Source organism: Acinetobacter gandensis, assembly GCF_001678755.1.
Lineage (GTDB): Bacteria > Pseudomonadota > Gammaproteobacteria > Pseudomonadales > Moraxellaceae > Acinetobacter > Acinetobacter gandensis.
Map to the genome: position 1 here is coordinate 191,184 of NZ_LZDS01000027.1, position 16,597 is coordinate 207,780.

The following is a 16,597-nucleotide window of genomic DNA, read 5'->3' on the forward strand; positions in this document are numbered from 1 at the left end:
TTCCTTAAGCGTTCGCATCATCTTCAAGTGATTTTTGTGCTTCATCCACCAAACTTAAAAAATCTTTCATTACGGTATCATCAGCACCGTACCCTTGTTTTTCCCAAAGATTTTGAAATAGTTGTTCTGGTGTAGGCGGATCAAGGTTAATTGCAGCTTGCTTCGAATCATTTACATCTGTATTTAAATAACGACGACTAATCCGTACGAGACGATAACGGTTTGGCGCTAAAGCATCTTCAAATTGCTGACGTAAATTGGGTGCAGGGGGCGTGTCGGTATGATATTCAATCTCGACATATTCACGTTGGTCAATCTCTTCAATTTCACCGCTGGTTAATGCAGATAATTGTGCCAAAACCTCAGCAATGGTGCCTTTGATACGATGCAATTGCACACTGCGCGGAATTGCTAAAGATTGCATTTGAAAGCGCGATTCATCCTTTTGAGTCGGGTCAATACTGATCTCAAGCACTTGGTGTTTATAACTAATTTCACTAAACGACAGGGGAATCGGTGAGCCACTATAACGGATATGGGCTTGTCCGACTTTTTGCGGTTTATGCAAATGTCCAAGTGCTACATAGTCAATCACATCATCAAACATTGCAGTTGAAAGTGCTTCTTCATTGCCAATAATAATGGGGCGTTCAGAGTCTGAGGTTTCTCCGCCTTGCATGTGAGCATGCGACATTAAAATTAAAGCCTGATCTGGTGTTTTGCGTGCATTGGCTTCTGCAATTAATTGCTGATGAACATAGGCAATGGCATTTTGACTATTTGTGGTTTGCTCATTAAATCCGGTGATCTCTGCAGCACGTAAAAAAGGTAAAGTTAGGCACCATGCCACAATATTTTTTTGTTCATCATAAATAGGCACCAGCAATCGGTCTAAGTCGAGCTGTCCTTGGGCGTTCTTATGTACTACGCCTACAGCTTTGGCCTGATATTTTTCTAATAATGGCTCAACCTGTTCAATACGATAACCCGAGTCATGGTTACCCGCGATCATTAGGGTTTGCATGTGTGGCGCGCGATCATGTGCATCTGCTAAAAATTGATAGAGTTGTTTTTGTGCTCTGGAAGCGGGATTGATGATATCAAAAACATCGCCTGCTATCAGCAGGGCATGTGGTTGTTTTTGTGCTATTTGTTCAAGCAGCCAATTGAGAAACTGTTCATGTTCGTAGTCACGCGAATGGTTATAGAAAAATTGTCCCAAATGCCAATCTGAAGTATGAAAAAAACGAACAGTCATGCAAGCCCCCAAAAATCAAAAAAATTGATTGGGCTCTAAAGTATCACAGATGATCACTTTTTCGAGGGCGATTAATCATTCATACGTCAAACTAAGTCATTCTCGACTGTTACAACGCCCCAAATCTAAACCAAGCGGTAACTGTGTTACTGTGCATTGGGATCGACTTGCACGAGGCCAAAGGTATTGTGGTCTGGGTCTAAAAAATAGCCTTGCCAGCATTGTCCAGCTATCGCAAATTTTTCCATGGCAATTTGACCACCTTGCGCCAAAATTCTCTCAGCGATTTGGTCGAAATCTTCAACTTCAAAACTACAGGTAAAGGCATTGGTGCCACAATGCGTTGGTGGTGTCGCTGCAGGAGGTTCTAATAAGCCACCGTGAATTCCTTGCGTTTCAATTTGATAATATTGGATTGGTAACCCTTTGACTTCAGTAAAGGTCCAAGCAAAAACATATTGATAAAAACTGATTTCCCGAGCAGGATTTGAGGATTGGATTTCAAAATAACAGAGTTGATTCATTGGTATAAATACTTGTTTTTATAAAAATAAGCGAATCAGTATTCACTTTAGAATAGTTGAATCTTTAAATAGCTTAAAAAATACCAAGAACTAGGAATATTATTTTTTGTGGGTATCCTGTATATCAGTGCTTGTATGGAGAGTTAGGTTGATTCGACCTGCTTGGGGAAACGTGGAGCATATGTATGCCAAATAATCCGTTTGATGAAGAAAAACTTGCCAGTAGTATGGTGTATAAAATGCTGCTTGAATCTACTTTAGCCATTCCATGGTGTATTGATTGGGATACTAAAACGTTCAGCTATATTGGTCCACAAATTGAAAAGCTTTTGGGGTGGAAGCAAAACAGTTGGAAAACGGTGGAAGATTGGGCGACGCGGATGCACGAAGATGATCGCGAATATGTCGTGAATTTTTGTGTATCGCAATCGATGGCTGGCATTGATCATGAGGCCGATTATCGTGCGCTTAAAGAAGATGGAAGCTACACTTGGATTCGTGATGTAGTCCATGTGGTACGTAAGGCAAATGGTGATGTCGATTGTTTAGTTGGCTTCATGTTCGATATTTCGGAACGAAAGAAACAAGAAGAACAATTACAGAAAATGCAACGTCAGCTCGAAGAATATTCGTATAAAGATGGTCTAACGGGAATTGCAAACCGTCGTTTATTTGATGATATTTATCAACGCGAATGGCTTAATGCAATTCGTGTACAGAAACCGTTAAGTTTAATCTTGATGGATTTAGATTATTTCAAACAATACAATGATTGTAATGGGCATGTGATTGGTGATGCCTGTCTACGTCAAATCGCCAGAAGCCTAGAGTCTTGTGGTTCACGTCCACGTGATTTAGTGGCGCGTTATGGTGGCGAAGAATTTATTTGGATTTTACCTGAAACCAATGAAGCATCTGCGGCACTCATGGCACAGAAAATTATGGATACAGTTAAAATGGCACGTTTACCCCATAAAGCTTCAGCAGTGTCGGACTTAGTAACTTTAAGTATTGGAGTGAAAACCATTATACCTACGGAGCGAGATAATCGAATGCAGTTCCTTGATGAGGTTGATAAAAATCTTTATCAAGCCAAGAAGCAAGGACGAAACCGTTATATTGCGGCTTAATTGTTAAAAATAAATTTCCAAAAATGAAAGCGTAAAACGCAGTCGATATATTCATCGGCTGTTTTTTTTTCTTATAAAATTAAGTGTTAAAATAAAGACAGTAGAAAATAAAAGACCGACGATTCGAGTGATGGTGAAATCGCCGGTCAAAAAATTTATTTTGAACTGAATTGATGTCTGCTGTTCATCAGTAAAGTTCAAAATGAAGCTTATTGCTTTAAGTAAAAGGTCACCGAAACATTGTGGATGCCGTCCAAATCATCGGTTGCTACAGACCTTGTACCCTATATAACGCAGCCGTTTACGGATTGGTTGACACAGAAATGAAAAAAAAATGATTTTTTTTTATAATAGGGGTAAATTTATTCTTAGGTCATCGCAATGGTGTCTTTAACTCGCTATTTTTTCATATTTTTTATCATTTGTTTTGTGATGACCTGTATTTGTGGTGTATTGGCTGCATTATTGCCACAAGGTGTTGGTGGTGTATTAACTGTTGTCCCTTATTTGGTGGCGATGGTTTTAATTCTGTTTCGCTTTCTTAAAAAAAATAAACGTGCACCGAATCAAACTGAACGTAAAAAGTTTACGCTAGGATTTACCTTAATTTTTTGGTTTTATAATTTTGCCTTTTTAGTTTTAGGCGTGGCGATTTTCTCACGAAATGATCCTGAAATTTGGCAAAATTTAATGCTCTACCTACAAAATGCCCAATTTATTAGCATAATTGTGATTATGTTTTTATTGATGGCTATCCCATTGTATTTATTAACCTATTGGTTTTATGGTCCACTTGCCAAGCGTATGGCATCGCAAAAGTTTGGTGCTTAATGCTTGAACATTCGCTTGTCATCCTCTATAGATAAAGTTTATACAAGTGAATAAGAATAGATTATGCATCAAGCAACTGTACTACTGACGGGTGGTAGTGGTTTTATTGGTACTCATTTAATTAAAGAACTTTTAGCACAAGATTTTAAAGTGATTAGTCTGAGTCGTAAGGCTGGACGGGTATCAAAATCGCCTCATTTAACTTGGATACAAAGTTTTGATGAAATGAAGCATGATCGCATTGATTATGTAATTAATTTGGCTGGAGAAAGCATCGGGCAAGGGCGTTGGACAGCAACGCGTAAGCAGCAGTTGATAGAGAGTAGAGTGAATACTACGGAATTGCTGTATGAATATTTACATCAACGTAAAATTTTTCCGAAATGTATTATTTCTGGTTCTGCCGTGGGCTATTACGGTATTGATGAAACCGAAATGTGGTCATCTGCCTGTGATGAACAAAGTCCAGCGCAAGCAATATTTATGTCCGAATTATGCCAACGTTGGGAGCATGTGACGGCATTATATCCTGAACAAAATACCCAAATTATTCGCTTGGGTGTAGTGTTAGCCGCAGGTGGGGGTATTTTGCCACAAATGCTTAGACCGATTCAGATGAATTTGGTCAGTAAAATAGGTCATGGACGTCAGCCACTGGTTTGGGTTCATATACAGGATGCCATTCGCGCTATTTTCTATTTAATGAAACAAGCAGATCTTTCTGTTTTACAAACTGAGAACACAGTAAATGTGCGACAAGCAGTTTATAACGTAGTCGCACCTGAACGTACCACACAAGCAGATTTTGCAATCGTTGCTGCACGTCAGTTAAATAAAAAACCAATGTTTAATATGCCGAGTGTTATTTTTAAAATATTGCTTGGTGAGCAAGCTCAATTAATACTTAATGGTCAGTTTGTGAAGCCAAGTGCCTTATTAGCGCAAGGTTTTGAATTTAAATTTCCAACTTTAAAACAAGCGCTTCAGGACATACTGGGGACATAGTTTTATTGTTGGAATAACTCATTGTACTTACTCTATTTCTCGTTGCTTAAGTTTTCGAATGTTTAGAAAGGAACTTTATTTATACAATGCGATCGCATCCTCATACAGTCGCTGTGGACTGTAATCTTCTGCATTGAAGCTTGGTGTTTGACCCATTATGAGTTCCGCCAATAATTGAGCAGAAGCAGGTCCCATGCATAAACCATTTCTAAAATGACCAAAGTTTGCCCATAGATTGTCAAACTGTGGCATTTGACCAATATAAGGAATGCCTTCTGGGGAGGAAGGGCGTAAACCTGCCCATGATTTTATAATCGGGAATTTCGCCAGTTCAGGCACCATTTCAAAGCACGCTTGTTGAATATGCTCTAAGGTCACGTTTGTGGTTTGGGTGTCAAAACCACATTGGCGCATACTTGAGCCACAAACAATGTGTCCATCCTGCCGTGGAATGAGGTACATCACCTTGTTCATACACATCGTAGACAGCCAATCTTTTGGAGTTTTAAACAGCAGCATTTGTCCTTGAACAGGTTGTACTGGAATCTCGATTTCTAATTGCTCGCTCCATTTTGCTGACCAAGCACCAGTTGCCAGTACATATTGATCTGCGAAATGTTGTTGACCATCTGCAGTGCGAATCGCGACTAATCGTTGTTGCTGTGTATTTAAGTCAGTAACAGGGCAATGCTCATGAATGATTACATTAGGATGTTGCTGTAAATATGACTTCAACGATTGTAATAGCCGTGGATTACGAACATTGGCAAGCTGCGGAAAATAGATCGCGTGTTGAAGTTGAGGTGAAACTAAGGAGTTAACTTGCTCAATTTGTTCATGCTGTAAATATTCAGCCTGTTGCATTGGGTCTAAATGCTGATGTGCATAATCCAAACCAATTTCAAAATCATCTTCATCAAAGATCAACATGCCCGTTTCATGAATTTCAAAATCAATGCCTGTGACAGGTTTTAATTTTTCATTCCATTTGAGGTAGCCTTGTTTGCCATATCGTGCAAGGGCATTCACTTCCTGCGGATAACGCCACGGATACATTGGCGATAAAATGCCACCTCCAGCCCATGATGCTGCTGAACCTGTTTGCTGTTGATCGAAAAGTGTTACGGTGCAACCCCGTTCCACCAACTCCAATGCGGTGAGTAAACCGCTGACACCCGCCCCAATAATGGCAATATGCATTGCTGATATACCGATTTGATTTGAGAGAATTTAAAAAAGGCTAAAAAGATAGCTTAGCCATCATCCATGATGCTGAGTCAATAATGAAGAATTTTATAAAACTAAAATGGTTCACAGCTGTAAAAGGCTCAACAATAAAAAAGCCTCCCTGTTTTGAAACAGGAAGGCTGGTTCTGACTTTATTTCATGTCCTTGAGTTTGAGTGCGGCTTCTTCAGCGAAGTAAGTCCAGATACCATCAGCACCTGCGCGGCGGCAGCTCATCAATGATTCAATAATCACGCTATCTGATAACCAACCATTTTGGATTGCACCAGCCAACATAGCATATTCACCACTGACTTGATAAACAAAAGTAGGTACACCGAAGTTATCTTTTACTTCTCGTACGATGTCTAAATATGGCATACCCGGTTTGACAATCACCATATCTGCGCCTTCTTGGATATCTAAAGCAATTTCATGCAGAGCTTCAGCACGGTTACCAATATCCATTTGGTAATTGTATTTATTACAGCCTTTTAAGTTACTTGATGAACCGACAGCATCACGAAATGGACCGTAGAAACTTGATGCATATTTTGCAGAATAGGCCATGATGTTGGTGTAGATGTGACCATTGGCTTCAAGTGCGGAGCGAATTGCGCCAATACGACCATCCATCATGTCGCTCGGTGCAATAACATCGACACCTGCGTCTGCATGGCTTAACGCTTGTTTAATTAAACATTCAACAGTTTCATCATTTAACACATAACCTGTGTCATCAATAATGCCGTCTTGACCATGAGTGGTATATGGATCTAATGCACCATCACTAATTAACACCATTTCAGGCAATTCTTTTTTCAGTAAGCGTATTGTACTTTGGACTAAGCCATCTTCACGCCACGCAGCTTCAGCAGTTAAGCTTTTGTCCTCTTGAGGTGTCACAGGGAACAGTGCGAGTTTAGATACACCCAACTCCAGTAAACGTTCTGCTTTTTTTAATAAAAGATCGCCAGATAAACGTTGAACGTTTGGCATGCTTGGAATGTCTTGTGTCTGGTTTTGGCCTGGCAAAACAAATACTGGATAAATGAGGTGATCAGTCGTCAGTTGGGTCTCACGTACCATGGCACGAAGCTGGTCATTTTTACGGATGCGGCGCATGCGAGTGGCAGGAAAAGCTGGACGATTGAACGTATAGGTCATAACAATCTCATTGATCAGTATTAAACTTAAACTATTGTAGACGCATAATTTCGGTTTGGCGCACCAAGATTCATTTTTTTATTCAATGACAGTAATTCGAGTAGGCTATGACAGATGTAACTAAAAATTGGACCGGCAATATTGATTTAAACTCGAATATTGAAATCAACACCTTATTAGAAGGCATTGCTCAAGCCTTTAACAGTTCACCTTTCTTTGTCCATAATGCAATGAAGATGAGTGTAATTGATGGTCAAATCGAAGCACGTGTCGATATGGCGAGTAATTTAATCGGCAATGTGGCATTCCAAATTTTACATGGGGGGGTTGCTGCGACCTTACTTGATAGCATTGGTGGTATTTCAGCGATGGCTGAATTGTATAAAAAGGCCACAGCTGAAGATTTAGCAGAAACCAGTAAAAAAGTATCCCGTTTAGCGACCGTCGACATGCGTGTGGACTATCTAGCACCTGGTCGTGGGCAGTATTTTGTAGCTCGTGCCGAAACTTTACGTTTAGGGCGTAAGGGGTGCACTATGCGCATGACCATGCTGAATGACGAAGGTAAGGCGATTGCAACTGCGATAGCCTCATATGCTTACTAAGTGATTGGCTTAAGCAGGTATTAAGCTAAATCTATAATAATTATAAAAATGATCGTTTAGATTGGGCTGCAATTGATGAAAATAAGTTGTGGCCCAATAAAAAAAGACTGACCAGTTACATTTTCCATTCTCAAAATATGATTTTTTAGCCTTAAAATGCCGGAAATTTAAAGAAGAAAGACTTTCTCATCGACACCATGATCTGACAGTAATGTCTAACGGTGCTTTGATTGATCGCTGTGATTAGTCAGAGTGCGATGATGCCATGACCAAGTCCGCTGGATTTAGGATAAATCTATGACAGATACCTTAAGTACGCTGCCAGAAACAACGCAGTCAGATCAACCTTCCGATCAGGAACTTAAAGCACGCAGAAAAAAAGGCCTCGGTATCGTGGCTATATTGATTGTGATTGCTTTGGTGATTTATCTGATCTGGTCTGTATTTTTTAATCATTCAGTCAGTACGGACAATGCCTATGTTGGTGCTGAAACTGCATCTGTAACTTCAATGGTGACAGGGCAAGTGGCTGACGTGTTGGTTAGTGATACACAGCAAGTCAAAAAAGGTGATGTGCTGGTTCGCATTGATGCACGTGATGCAGAAATTGCTTTAGCACAAGCACAAGCTGAATTGCTCAAAGCCAAACGTCAATATAAGCAAACTGCAGCCAACAGCAGCTCTTTAAACTCGCAAATTTTTGTCAGTGATGATGCTATACATAGTGCAGAAGCACAGGTGGCTAAAGCACAGGCAGATTTGGGCAAGGCTCAAGATGAATTGCAACGTCGTCAACAATTGGCGGCTTCTGGTGCAATTTCTAAAGAAGAACTCAGTACCGCGCAAAGTGCAGTTAATACCGCAAAAGCTGGTTTGGATGTCGCGCAGGCAGGTCTTGCACAAGCGAAATCTAGTCAAAAGGCTGCGCAAAGCAATAAAGCAGCCAATGATGCACTGATTCAAGACAGCAATGAAAATTCAACGCCAGATGTTCTAGTTGCACAAGCACGCGTACAACAAGCGCAATTGGACTTAGAACGTACCCAAATTAAAGCGCCATTTGATGGGGTGGTGACGCGTCGCAATATTCAAGTTGGTCAACGCATTGCACCGGGAACCACGCTGTTAATGGTAGTGCCTGTGACTCAGCTTTATGTGGATGCTAACTTTAAAGAAAGCCAATTGGCGGGTGTCAAACCGGGTCAAAAAGTTGAGCTTACGTCAGATCTGTATGGTGACAAAGTCAAATTTAAGGGCACAGTGACGGGTTTTTCGGGTGGTACAGGTTCAGCTTTTGCTTTGATTCCTGCGCAGAATGCAACAGGTAACTGGATTAAAGTGGTTCAGCGCTTACCTGTACGGATTCGTTTGGATCCCAAAGAGTTGGCAGAACATCCGCTACGTGTGGGACTGTCAATGGAAGCGACGATTGATTTAAAATCGAAGTAGTTACTTATGAATCAGCCTATGCAAATGACTGACCTGAAAGGTGGTCGCCTGATTCTTGCTGCTTTGGTCTTGGCATTGGCCAACTTTATGGTCGTGCTGGACATGACCATTGCCAATGTCTCTGTTCCGCATATTACCGGTAGCCTTGCCGTGTCTGCTTCGCAAGGTACATGGGTCATTACCTCTTACGCTGTTGCAGAAGCCATTTGTGTACCTTTAACTGGTTGGTTGGCAGGGCGTTTTGGCTCTGTACGTGTCTTCGTCATCAGTCTGTTTGGCTTTACGCTATTTTCTATCTTGTGTGGTTTATCCACAAGCTTGGAAATGTTGGTATTTTGCCGAATTGGGCAAGGTTTATTTGGCGGCCCGATTATGCCGCTTAGTCAAACCTTATTAATGCGTATTTTCCCACCTGAAAAGCAATCGCAAGCTATGGGCATGTGGGCTATGACTACTGTAGTCGGGCCAATTCTAGGGCCGATTTTAGGTGGTACGATTAGTGACAATATGTCGTGGCATTGGATTTTCTTTATCAATATTCCCGTTGGAATTGGTTGTGCCATTGCGGCTATGCGCTTGCTCAAAACAGCTGAAACCCCAACACAGAAATTGAAAATTGATCGTGGCGGATTGTTGTTATTGGTGCTGTGGATTGGTGCTTTACAGCTGATGCTTGACTTGGGGCATGAACGCGATTGGTTTAACAGTCCATTTATTGTGGTCTTAGCACTCACAGCCTTTGTCGGTTTGATTGTTTTTACCATTTGGGAGCTGACAGAGCGGCATCCTGTGGTGAATATTTTGTTGTTTAAATATCGAAGTTTTACCATTTCGGTATTGGCATTAGCCTTTGGTTTTGGTGCATTCTTCGGCAGTATTGTCCTGATTCCGCAGTGGTTGCAGATTAACTTGGGTTATACCGCAACGTGGGCTGGTTATTTAACCGCGACTATGGGCGTGGGAAGTCTGACCATGTCACCAATTGTGGCAAAATTGGCAACCAAATATGATCAACGTGCCTTAGCCAGCTTTGGTTTAAGCATCCTAGGTGGTGTGACGCTCATGCGTGCCTTTTGGACCACGGATGCAGACTTTATGGCCTTGGCTTTACCGCAGATATTACAAGGTTTTGCCGTGCCATTTTTCTTTATTCCTTTGTCCAATATGGCCTTAGCATCTGTACTGCCACAAGACATGGCATCAGCAGCGGGTTTAATGAACTTCTTACGGACCATGGCAGGGGCTATTGGCGCATCGATTGCTGTTACCATTTGGGATGATCACACCAAAGTAGCGCGTAGTGAAATGATGAGCAGTTTACATGTCACTGAAGTCCAGAACACTTTGGTGAATACAGGGATGAGTTCCGAAGCAGCATTAGGTTATATTTCTAGTTTGGTGGATAAAGAAGCCTTAACACTTTCAGCCAATCATGTGTTTTTAGTCTTGGCAGGGATATTTATTTTTGCTGCGATGATTATTTGGCTGTGCCCACGACCTAAAGCGGGCGTAGGTGGCGGGCATGCACATTAAAAATGTGTCTGCGAAGCAATAAGAAAGCCCCAAAAAAAACCGCTTGTTAAAGCGGTTTTTTATTGCATCAGTTGTCTTAACGAATGCTTATTTAACGAATAATTTTTGTGTTGTTAAAGATCTGAACGTGCCCGTTTCAAGGCTGATTGCCATTGCTGTAAATGGTATTCACGTTGATCGCTTTGCATTTTTGGTTCAAAGGCACGATCTAGCTGCCAGGACTGAGAGATTTCATCAAGGCTGGAAAATACGCCAGATTTTAAACCAGCCATCGCTGCTGCACCCCAAGCGGTGGATTCCAGCATTTTTGGACGCAACACAGGTACATTCAGCAGGTCAGCCTGAAACTGCATCAACATATCATTACAGCTGGCGCCACCATCGACTCGTAATTCTTTCAACGGGCTAGACAAGTCAGATTGCATCGCGGTCAGAACATCCGAAACTTGAAAGGCGATGGACTCAAGGGCTGCACGGGCAATGTGGGATTTATTGGTCCCACGCGACATGCCGCAGAGTAGAGCACGTGCATCGCTGTCCCAATGCGGCGCACCTAGACCTGTAAATGCCGGAACCAATACCACGCCATCGGTATGTTCAACCTGACAAGCTAAGCGTTCTACATCATTACTTTTTTGAATAATTCCCAAGCCATCACGTAGCCATTGCACAATTGCACCCGCCATAAAGACACTGCCTTCGAGTGCATAATGGGTTTGGTTTTGTGCTTTCCACGCCAATGTCGAGAGTAGTTTATTTTGACTATATTGAACTTCAGTGCCGGTATTAAACAACATGAAACAGCCTGTACCGTAGGTATTTTTGGCTGTACCGGCTTCAAAACAAGATTGACCAAATAGCGCAGATTGTTGATCACCTAAAATGCCAGTAATTGGAATATTTGCGCCAAGTAGACCGGTGGCGGTATCTGCAATGTATTCATCTGAACTGATGATTTTTGGGAGTACCGATAAGGGGATATCGAATAATGCTAAAAGTTCTTCATCCCACGTTTGCTGCTGTAAGTTCATTAGCATGGTGCGAGAAGCATTACTGGCTTCAATCACATGTTGCGCACCTTGGGTGAGATTCCACACCAACCAACTATCAATTGTTCCAAAAGCTACATGACCTTGCTGTGCCAGTTCTCGTAAACCCTGAACGTGTTCGAGTAACCAGACCAATTTTCCCGCACTGAAGTATGGGTCTATACGTAAACCAGTTTTTCTATGAATGATGTCATTTAGGTTTTGTTGCGTCAGTTGATTACACCATTCAGTGGCACGACGGTCTTGCCAGACAATTGCAGGGGCAAGGGGTTGTCCACTTCGTTTGTCCCACACGACGGTGGTTTCACGTTGGTTGGTTAAACCTATGGCTTTAATGTCTTTGGCAAGTATACGTGCAGATGCCAATGCTTGTTGCACAACAGCAATTTGCGTACTCCAAATTTCTTGTGCATCTTGCTCGACCCAACCTGAATGTGGTGTTCGAATGTGGGTTTCACGTTGAGCCGTCGCTTGAATTTGACCGTGTTCATTAAAAATAATGGCGCGGCTAGATGTCGTTCCTTGATCGAGCGCTAATAAAAAGCTCATAATTTTTCTTTGTTAAGCCTTGAAAATGAAAATATTAGCGCAATTATGTAATTAAGCGCATTCAAAAGTGTAAATGTGTAGAAAATACATCGTATTTTTTATCAGTTATGCTATGATTGTTCTTACTTTGGGGATGTTTCTGGCTTCGACGCTGGTGATGAAACTCATAGATGCATGTCGAGAGCGCATTTTCTCTCGTAAATCAAATTTGCATATTTTAGTCGCAAACGACGAAACTTACGCTCTAGCTGCCTAAGGGCAGCTTGTCCGCATCCCTGAATACTTGTGGTTAGGGGTCCCGACTGAAGCGAACGCACACAAGTCCGTATAAGATCAAGCCTTGGGGTCTTATACTAAATCTTAAAGGATCGCGATTTGTACCCTGTTCGTCGGGTCACAAAGAGCTAAATCAATAGACGATATCTAAGCATGTAGTATTCTCGAGCGTAGTGCTGGCGGACGCGGGTTCAACTCCCGCCATCTCCACCAAAATTCTTGTTATAAATCAGCCACTTATATTAAGTGGCTTTTTTATTGCCACACATTTGCCACATTTTTCATTGCAAGAGCTTTTGATTTCGACGTATTTAGGCTGTACGAGTTACGCTAAGTTTCGCAATTTCTTGCTTATTTTTATCCCCATGCAACCATTTTGTATAGCGTTTGATCAGCATTTGTAGACTATGTCCAAGTTGATCGGCTACAAACATTGGATTGACGCCATCCATCAGCAACATCGTCGCATAAGTATGCCTTGCATTGTATGCAGGGCGGTGACGTATAGAACACGCTTTCATCGCTTCTACAAGACGCTCTCTAGGTGGTTTTTCATTAAAGAAGGGTTCCTTAGTCTTAGGACATAGCATCACATAGTCTGTTTGGTAGCCTTGATCCTTTTTAAATTGAAGCAAAGCTTTCAAAGCCAGAGTTGATCGTTCATTCAGATATACTTCTCGAGACGTATGTGTTTTTGTCACCTTTTTTTCTAAACCACGTACACGGCTTTTGTTAACTTTGAATGTGCCATTGAACCAATCGATATCACTTTCTCTAAGAGCAATCATTTCGGAAGGTCTACAGCCTGTCCAGAAGGCAAACTCAAAATACCACCGATAAAATTTGTCCTCATCATGTAAGCTTTTGTCGAGCCAAGCTAGTAAGGCTTCCATCTCCTTACGTGTGAAGGGGTCAGGTGTTTCCACCTGAACCTTACGATTCTGAATTTTATTCATAGGGTTTACAGAAATCTGATTATGCTTAACAGCCAACTCGAAAACTCCACGTAAAGGCGTGGCGCAATTATTAAATGTTTTCGCTGTTTGAAAATCACGATCGATAATGACTTCCTCAATATCTTCAGTCGTGATATTGGCTATTGGTGTTAATGCAAAATAAGGCATCCAATGACATTCTAAAATTTTGCGATAGCCATTTTTTGAATCTTTATTGGCAATCGAAAACTTTAAAAATTTTTGTGCAACTTCTTGAAATAAGACTTGCTGACCATCCATTGATTCAGTTTCTGTAACATCAAGGCCTTTTGCTTGAGCAATATCTTTTTCAGTCAATAGTCCCCATTTGGCTTTATTTATGAGGTCACTTCTAATTTTAGCGGCTGTACGGATACCTTCCGCAGTCGGCGGGTGTGGGAGTGTAATGTAGTAGCGCTGCTTTTTAGAGGTGAAGTTGATTTCGAGTGCATTCTCCCTAATTCTAACGCCGGTTGGTAACGTTTTTGAGTTTGTTCTGTCAACCATTGGTTATAACCTCTAAGTGAGTAGTAAATATTTCCATCTTGTTTTGTCCAAACTAGATCTTGTGGCCAATTTTTTCGCCGATGTGTCAGTTTTTGTTCTTCAATGCCTGTAAGCTTTGAGAACACTGAAGCATCTACCCAATCGATAGCTGTAAGCCCTAGTTCTAAAAGAACATCTAAAATTTCGTTTTGCATAAAATTACTTAGCCAATTGAGCTGATCTAAAAATTATTCACGGCTAGGCATAAATTTCCCTAGTCATAAATCGTCATGTGGAAAACTTAGCACATGACATTTTTTAAAAACTCGTTTCGTTTAAAACTTCAAAAAAATGGTTATTCAAAAAAATTATGAAATAAAAAAATCATATTTATGCTTACTGAATTAATGATTTAATCCCATTTGTTAGGTACAAAATTTGGTACTTAAATCCTCAATATCATGAGTTAAGTACCAGATTTGGTATCTTAAAAATCAGCTCGAAAAATGATTTATAATTTATTTTTTTAACAAGGGTTGGAGCACATCTAAAAGACTCTCACCATTTTTACGATCAATTATTTTTGCAGACATGCCTAATTTTTGCGGCTCATCTACATCAGCAATTTGAGTATCACCAATGAAAAAAACTTCATTTGGTTGACAGTTCATTTGAGTTAAAAAATGTTGGTAGATTAAAGGATCTGGCTTATTTGCACCGACCTGAAAGCTCCATGCATAAGTATCTAAAGGTGGAAGTATGCTTTGTGCTCTTTCACCATAAGGCGTCGCTGCATTGGAGCAGATCGCCAATTTGTATCCTAGATTTTTAAGTTCAATGAGCGTTGGAATTGAATCTTCAAAAGCATGCATATGCTTTAAATCATTTTGAAGATCGTTGTTCATTTCAGCTAACAAGGGAGCGGGTAGTTGATAACCGAAATAAGAAGCGATTGTCTCAAAATTGCCATCTAGCGACATGATCATCGCAGCATCATTTGGTTGTGGTTTTCGCCCTTGTTGTTTAAGCCATTTCATCATTTTTTTATAAGGTGATTGGCTATTTTTAATTTCAATTAGCGTTCCAAAAACATCAAAGGCTACTGCTTTATAAGGTCGTTTACTCACTATTCTTATCTCATTAAAAGTTTAAGCAAATGGTCTAGCGTTTTATATCAACTCTTTTATTCATCAAAATTTAAGTCAGAATCATTTAAAGAGGAGGGCGAACTGAACTTTCTGCTTTATTTGATTAACTTAAATTCAAACCTATCTGTTCAGGTGAATGCCAAAGTATTTTTAAGTGTCCTAGTTGGTCTCTGAGATGAGCGGCTTTACGGATGATATATTTTTTTTGTTTCAGCCATTCATCTAGGCGTGCATCGTCATAATGGATGTCTATCTTCAGTTGTAAAAGCTGGTTATATAAGCCACGCTTTTCAGATGACATGGCTTCTAGAATTGATGGTGGAGCCATGGGCTCTAATGGATGTGGCAACCCACCTTCAGCCTGACAAGACTTGGTCTTTGCTTGTTGAGAAGAAGCAGACACTCCGCTAACGGTTAGCCCTTTTTTCATTAACTTAGATAATGGCAGAGTTGGAGATTCAGCCTGATTGTGATCTTCAGTTTCAGCATTTGCAGGTTCAGTAGATTCTTTCAATAGCTCGCTGATTTTTCGGTAATTAATGCTATAAAAGTTGGTTTGAATCCATTTATTTTGAGATAGCTTTTTGACCACCAAAATGCCCACTTTCTTTAGCTTGGAAACTATACGTTTGATCGTGGAGGGACTGTATGTACCTAAGGTTTTAGCCCATTGCTCATAGCTGTGATAAAAGTACTTTCGTTGCTGTATTACTTGAGCTTCACCACTTTGCAGGCAGTAATGAAGCTTTTGAAGGAAGATCGCTGATGGCACTCCATACGCTTGGGCAAGCGTAGGAGATGCAATAAGAGGATAGTCGCCTTGGACTAACAGCTTTGTTTTTTTAGTCATGAGAATACTCACTTAAGGCTAGTAAGTGGTATTAGAGGATTTTGGGCGTGGACGTTGCTGAGTTCGGCGTAGCCAATCTTCAGGATACTCCTGACTATAAGAATCGCAATGCTGACCAGACCAATACTCCTGATTGTACTCATTTTGGAATTCATAGCTGGGAGTAGCAGTTTGAAACGGTTGCTCAGTTTCAACATGGAGTGGAATGTCTTTAGGAGTGTTTATTTCTACTTGGTCTAAAGTCTGGACAATATCCAACAAAGCTTGACGCTGTTTGTGAGATAGATGTTTTGCGCTTTCAATAAGAAGTTGTTTGGCAAGTTTTTTTGGCGTGCAAAGGCTTGCACTATTGAATTTGTCATTCATAGTCGTATGCTCTTGGTCGATTTAGAACATACCACCACTCCATTTCCACTAGAGTATTTGGTGGCAGTTTAACAGGGGTGGAAATACCGTTCCAAGAGTACGGCCAGCATAAGGCTGCCCTGTCAAACCGCCATAAAGACTGTTTAACAGTAGGCAAAAAAAATGCCGCAT

15 protein-coding genes and 1 other RNA gene are annotated in these 16,597 nt (G+C 40.9%); 7 read left to right on the plus strand and 9 right to left on the minus strand.

The window, feature by feature from the left end; all coding sequences use genetic code 11:
- Positions 1–4: 4 nt before the first annotated feature.
- Complete coding sequence (locus tag A9J31_RS12175; RefSeq protein ID WP_067766240.1) at positions 5–1,258, minus strand: exonuclease SbcCD subunit D; 1,254 nt, start codon at positions 1,256–1,258, stop codon at positions 5–7.
- A 146-nt stretch (positions 1,259–1,404) separates the two neighbouring features.
- Positions 1,405–1,782, minus strand: a complete 378-nt coding sequence (locus tag A9J31_RS12180; RefSeq protein WP_067766244.1) for a VOC family protein — start codon at positions 1,780–1,782, stop codon at positions 1,405–1,407.
- Positions 1,783–1,967: 185 nt separating this feature from the next.
- On the opposite strand from A9J31_RS12180, the gene A9J31_RS12185 reads away from it, so the two are divergent.
- The 3 genes from A9J31_RS12185 to A9J31_RS12195 all read left to right on the plus strand — a co-directional run bounded on the left by A9J31_RS12185 (position 1,968) and on the right by A9J31_RS12195 (position 4,748).
- Positions 1,968–2,912 carry a sensor domain-containing diguanylate cyclase gene (locus tag A9J31_RS12185; protein WP_067766247.1) on the plus strand — a complete coding sequence of 315 codons (945 nt, stop codon included), beginning with the start codon at positions 1,968–1,970 and terminating at the stop codon, positions 2,910–2,912.
- A gap of 381 nt (positions 2,913–3,293) precedes the next feature.
- Positions 3,294–3,743, plus strand: a complete 450-nt coding sequence (locus A9J31_RS12190) for an ABZJ_00895 family protein (protein ID WP_067766250.1) — start codon at positions 3,294–3,296, stop codon at positions 3,741–3,743.
- Between the two features lie 63 nt (positions 3,744–3,806).
- Positions 3,807–4,748, plus strand: coding sequence for a TIGR01777 family oxidoreductase (locus A9J31_RS12195; RefSeq protein ID WP_067766253.1), 942 nt, complete (start codon positions 3,807–3,809; stop codon positions 4,746–4,748).
- 75 nt (positions 4,749–4,823) lie between these two features.
- Here the strand turns inward: A9J31_RS12195 and thiO are convergent, their stop codons facing one another.
- Together thiO and hemB are read right to left on the minus strand one after the other, a co-directional pair.
- A complete protein-coding gene (thiO, locus tag A9J31_RS12200; RefSeq protein ID WP_067766257.1) occupies positions 4,824–5,948 on the minus strand; it encodes a glycine oxidase ThiO in 1,125 nt (374 codons plus the stop codon).
- Between the two features lie 179 nt (positions 5,949–6,127).
- Positions 6,128–7,141, minus strand: a complete 1,014-nt coding sequence (gene hemB / locus A9J31_RS12205; RefSeq protein WP_067766259.1) for a porphobilinogen synthase — start codon at positions 7,139–7,141, stop codon at positions 6,128–6,130.
- 107 nt (positions 7,142–7,248) lie between these two features.
- Here hemB and A9J31_RS12210 point away from each other — a divergent pair, with 107 nt between their 5' ends.
- The 3 genes from A9J31_RS12210 to A9J31_RS12220 all read left to right on the plus strand — a co-directional run bounded on the left by A9J31_RS12210 (position 7,249) and on the right by A9J31_RS12220 (position 10,728).
- Positions 7,249–7,746: a thioesterase family protein gene (locus A9J31_RS12210; protein WP_067766261.1), complete on the plus strand. Its 498-nt coding sequence runs from the start codon at positions 7,249–7,251 to the stop codon at positions 7,744–7,746.
- Between the two features lie 297 nt (positions 7,747–8,043).
- Positions 8,044–9,195: an HlyD family secretion protein gene (locus tag A9J31_RS12215; RefSeq protein ID WP_067766263.1), complete on the plus strand. Its 1,152-nt coding sequence runs from the start codon at positions 8,044–8,046 to the stop codon at positions 9,193–9,195.
- Positions 9,196–9,201: 6 nt separating this feature from the next.
- Complete coding sequence (locus A9J31_RS12220) at positions 9,202–10,728, plus strand: DHA2 family efflux MFS transporter permease subunit (protein ID WP_067766266.1); 1,527 nt, start codon at positions 9,202–9,204, stop codon at positions 10,726–10,728.
- Positions 10,729–10,841: 113 nt separating this feature from the next.
- On the opposite strand, the gene glpK is transcribed toward A9J31_RS12220, so the two are convergent.
- Complete coding sequence (gene glpK / locus A9J31_RS12225) at positions 10,842–12,326, minus strand: glycerol kinase GlpK (RefSeq protein WP_067766270.1); 1,485 nt, start codon at positions 12,324–12,326, stop codon at positions 10,842–10,844.
- A gap of 129 nt (positions 12,327–12,455) precedes the next feature.
- On the opposite strand from glpK, the gene ssrA reads away from it, so the two are divergent.
- Positions 12,456–12,815, plus strand: a transfer-messenger RNA (tmRNA) gene (gene ssrA, locus A9J31_RS12230).
- Between the two features lie 98 nt (positions 12,816–12,913).
- Here ssrA and A9J31_RS12235 read toward each other — a convergent pair.
- The 4 genes from A9J31_RS12235 to A9J31_RS12250 all read right to left on the minus strand — a co-directional run bounded on the left by A9J31_RS12235 (position 12,914) and on the right by A9J31_RS12250 (position 16,426).
- Positions 12,914–14,083, minus strand: coding sequence for a site-specific integrase (locus tag A9J31_RS12235; RefSeq protein ID WP_067766272.1), 1,170 nt, complete (start codon positions 14,081–14,083; stop codon positions 12,914–12,916).
- A 497-nt stretch (positions 14,084–14,580) separates the two neighbouring features.
- A complete protein-coding gene (locus tag A9J31_RS12240) occupies positions 14,581–15,189 on the minus strand; it encodes an HAD family hydrolase (protein WP_004730541.1) in 609 nt (202 codons plus the stop codon).
- A 124-nt stretch (positions 15,190–15,313) separates the two neighbouring features.
- On the minus strand, positions 15,314–16,060 hold the full coding sequence (locus A9J31_RS12245) for a hypothetical protein (protein ID WP_004730540.1): 747 nt from the start codon (positions 16,058–16,060) through the stop codon (positions 15,314–15,316).
- 18 nt (positions 16,061–16,078) lie between these two features.
- Positions 16,079–16,426 carry a hypothetical protein gene (locus A9J31_RS12250; RefSeq protein ID WP_004730539.1) on the minus strand — a complete coding sequence of 116 codons (348 nt, stop codon included), beginning with the start codon at positions 16,424–16,426 and terminating at the stop codon, positions 16,079–16,081.
- Between the last annotated feature and the right edge of the window lie 171 nt (positions 16,427–16,597).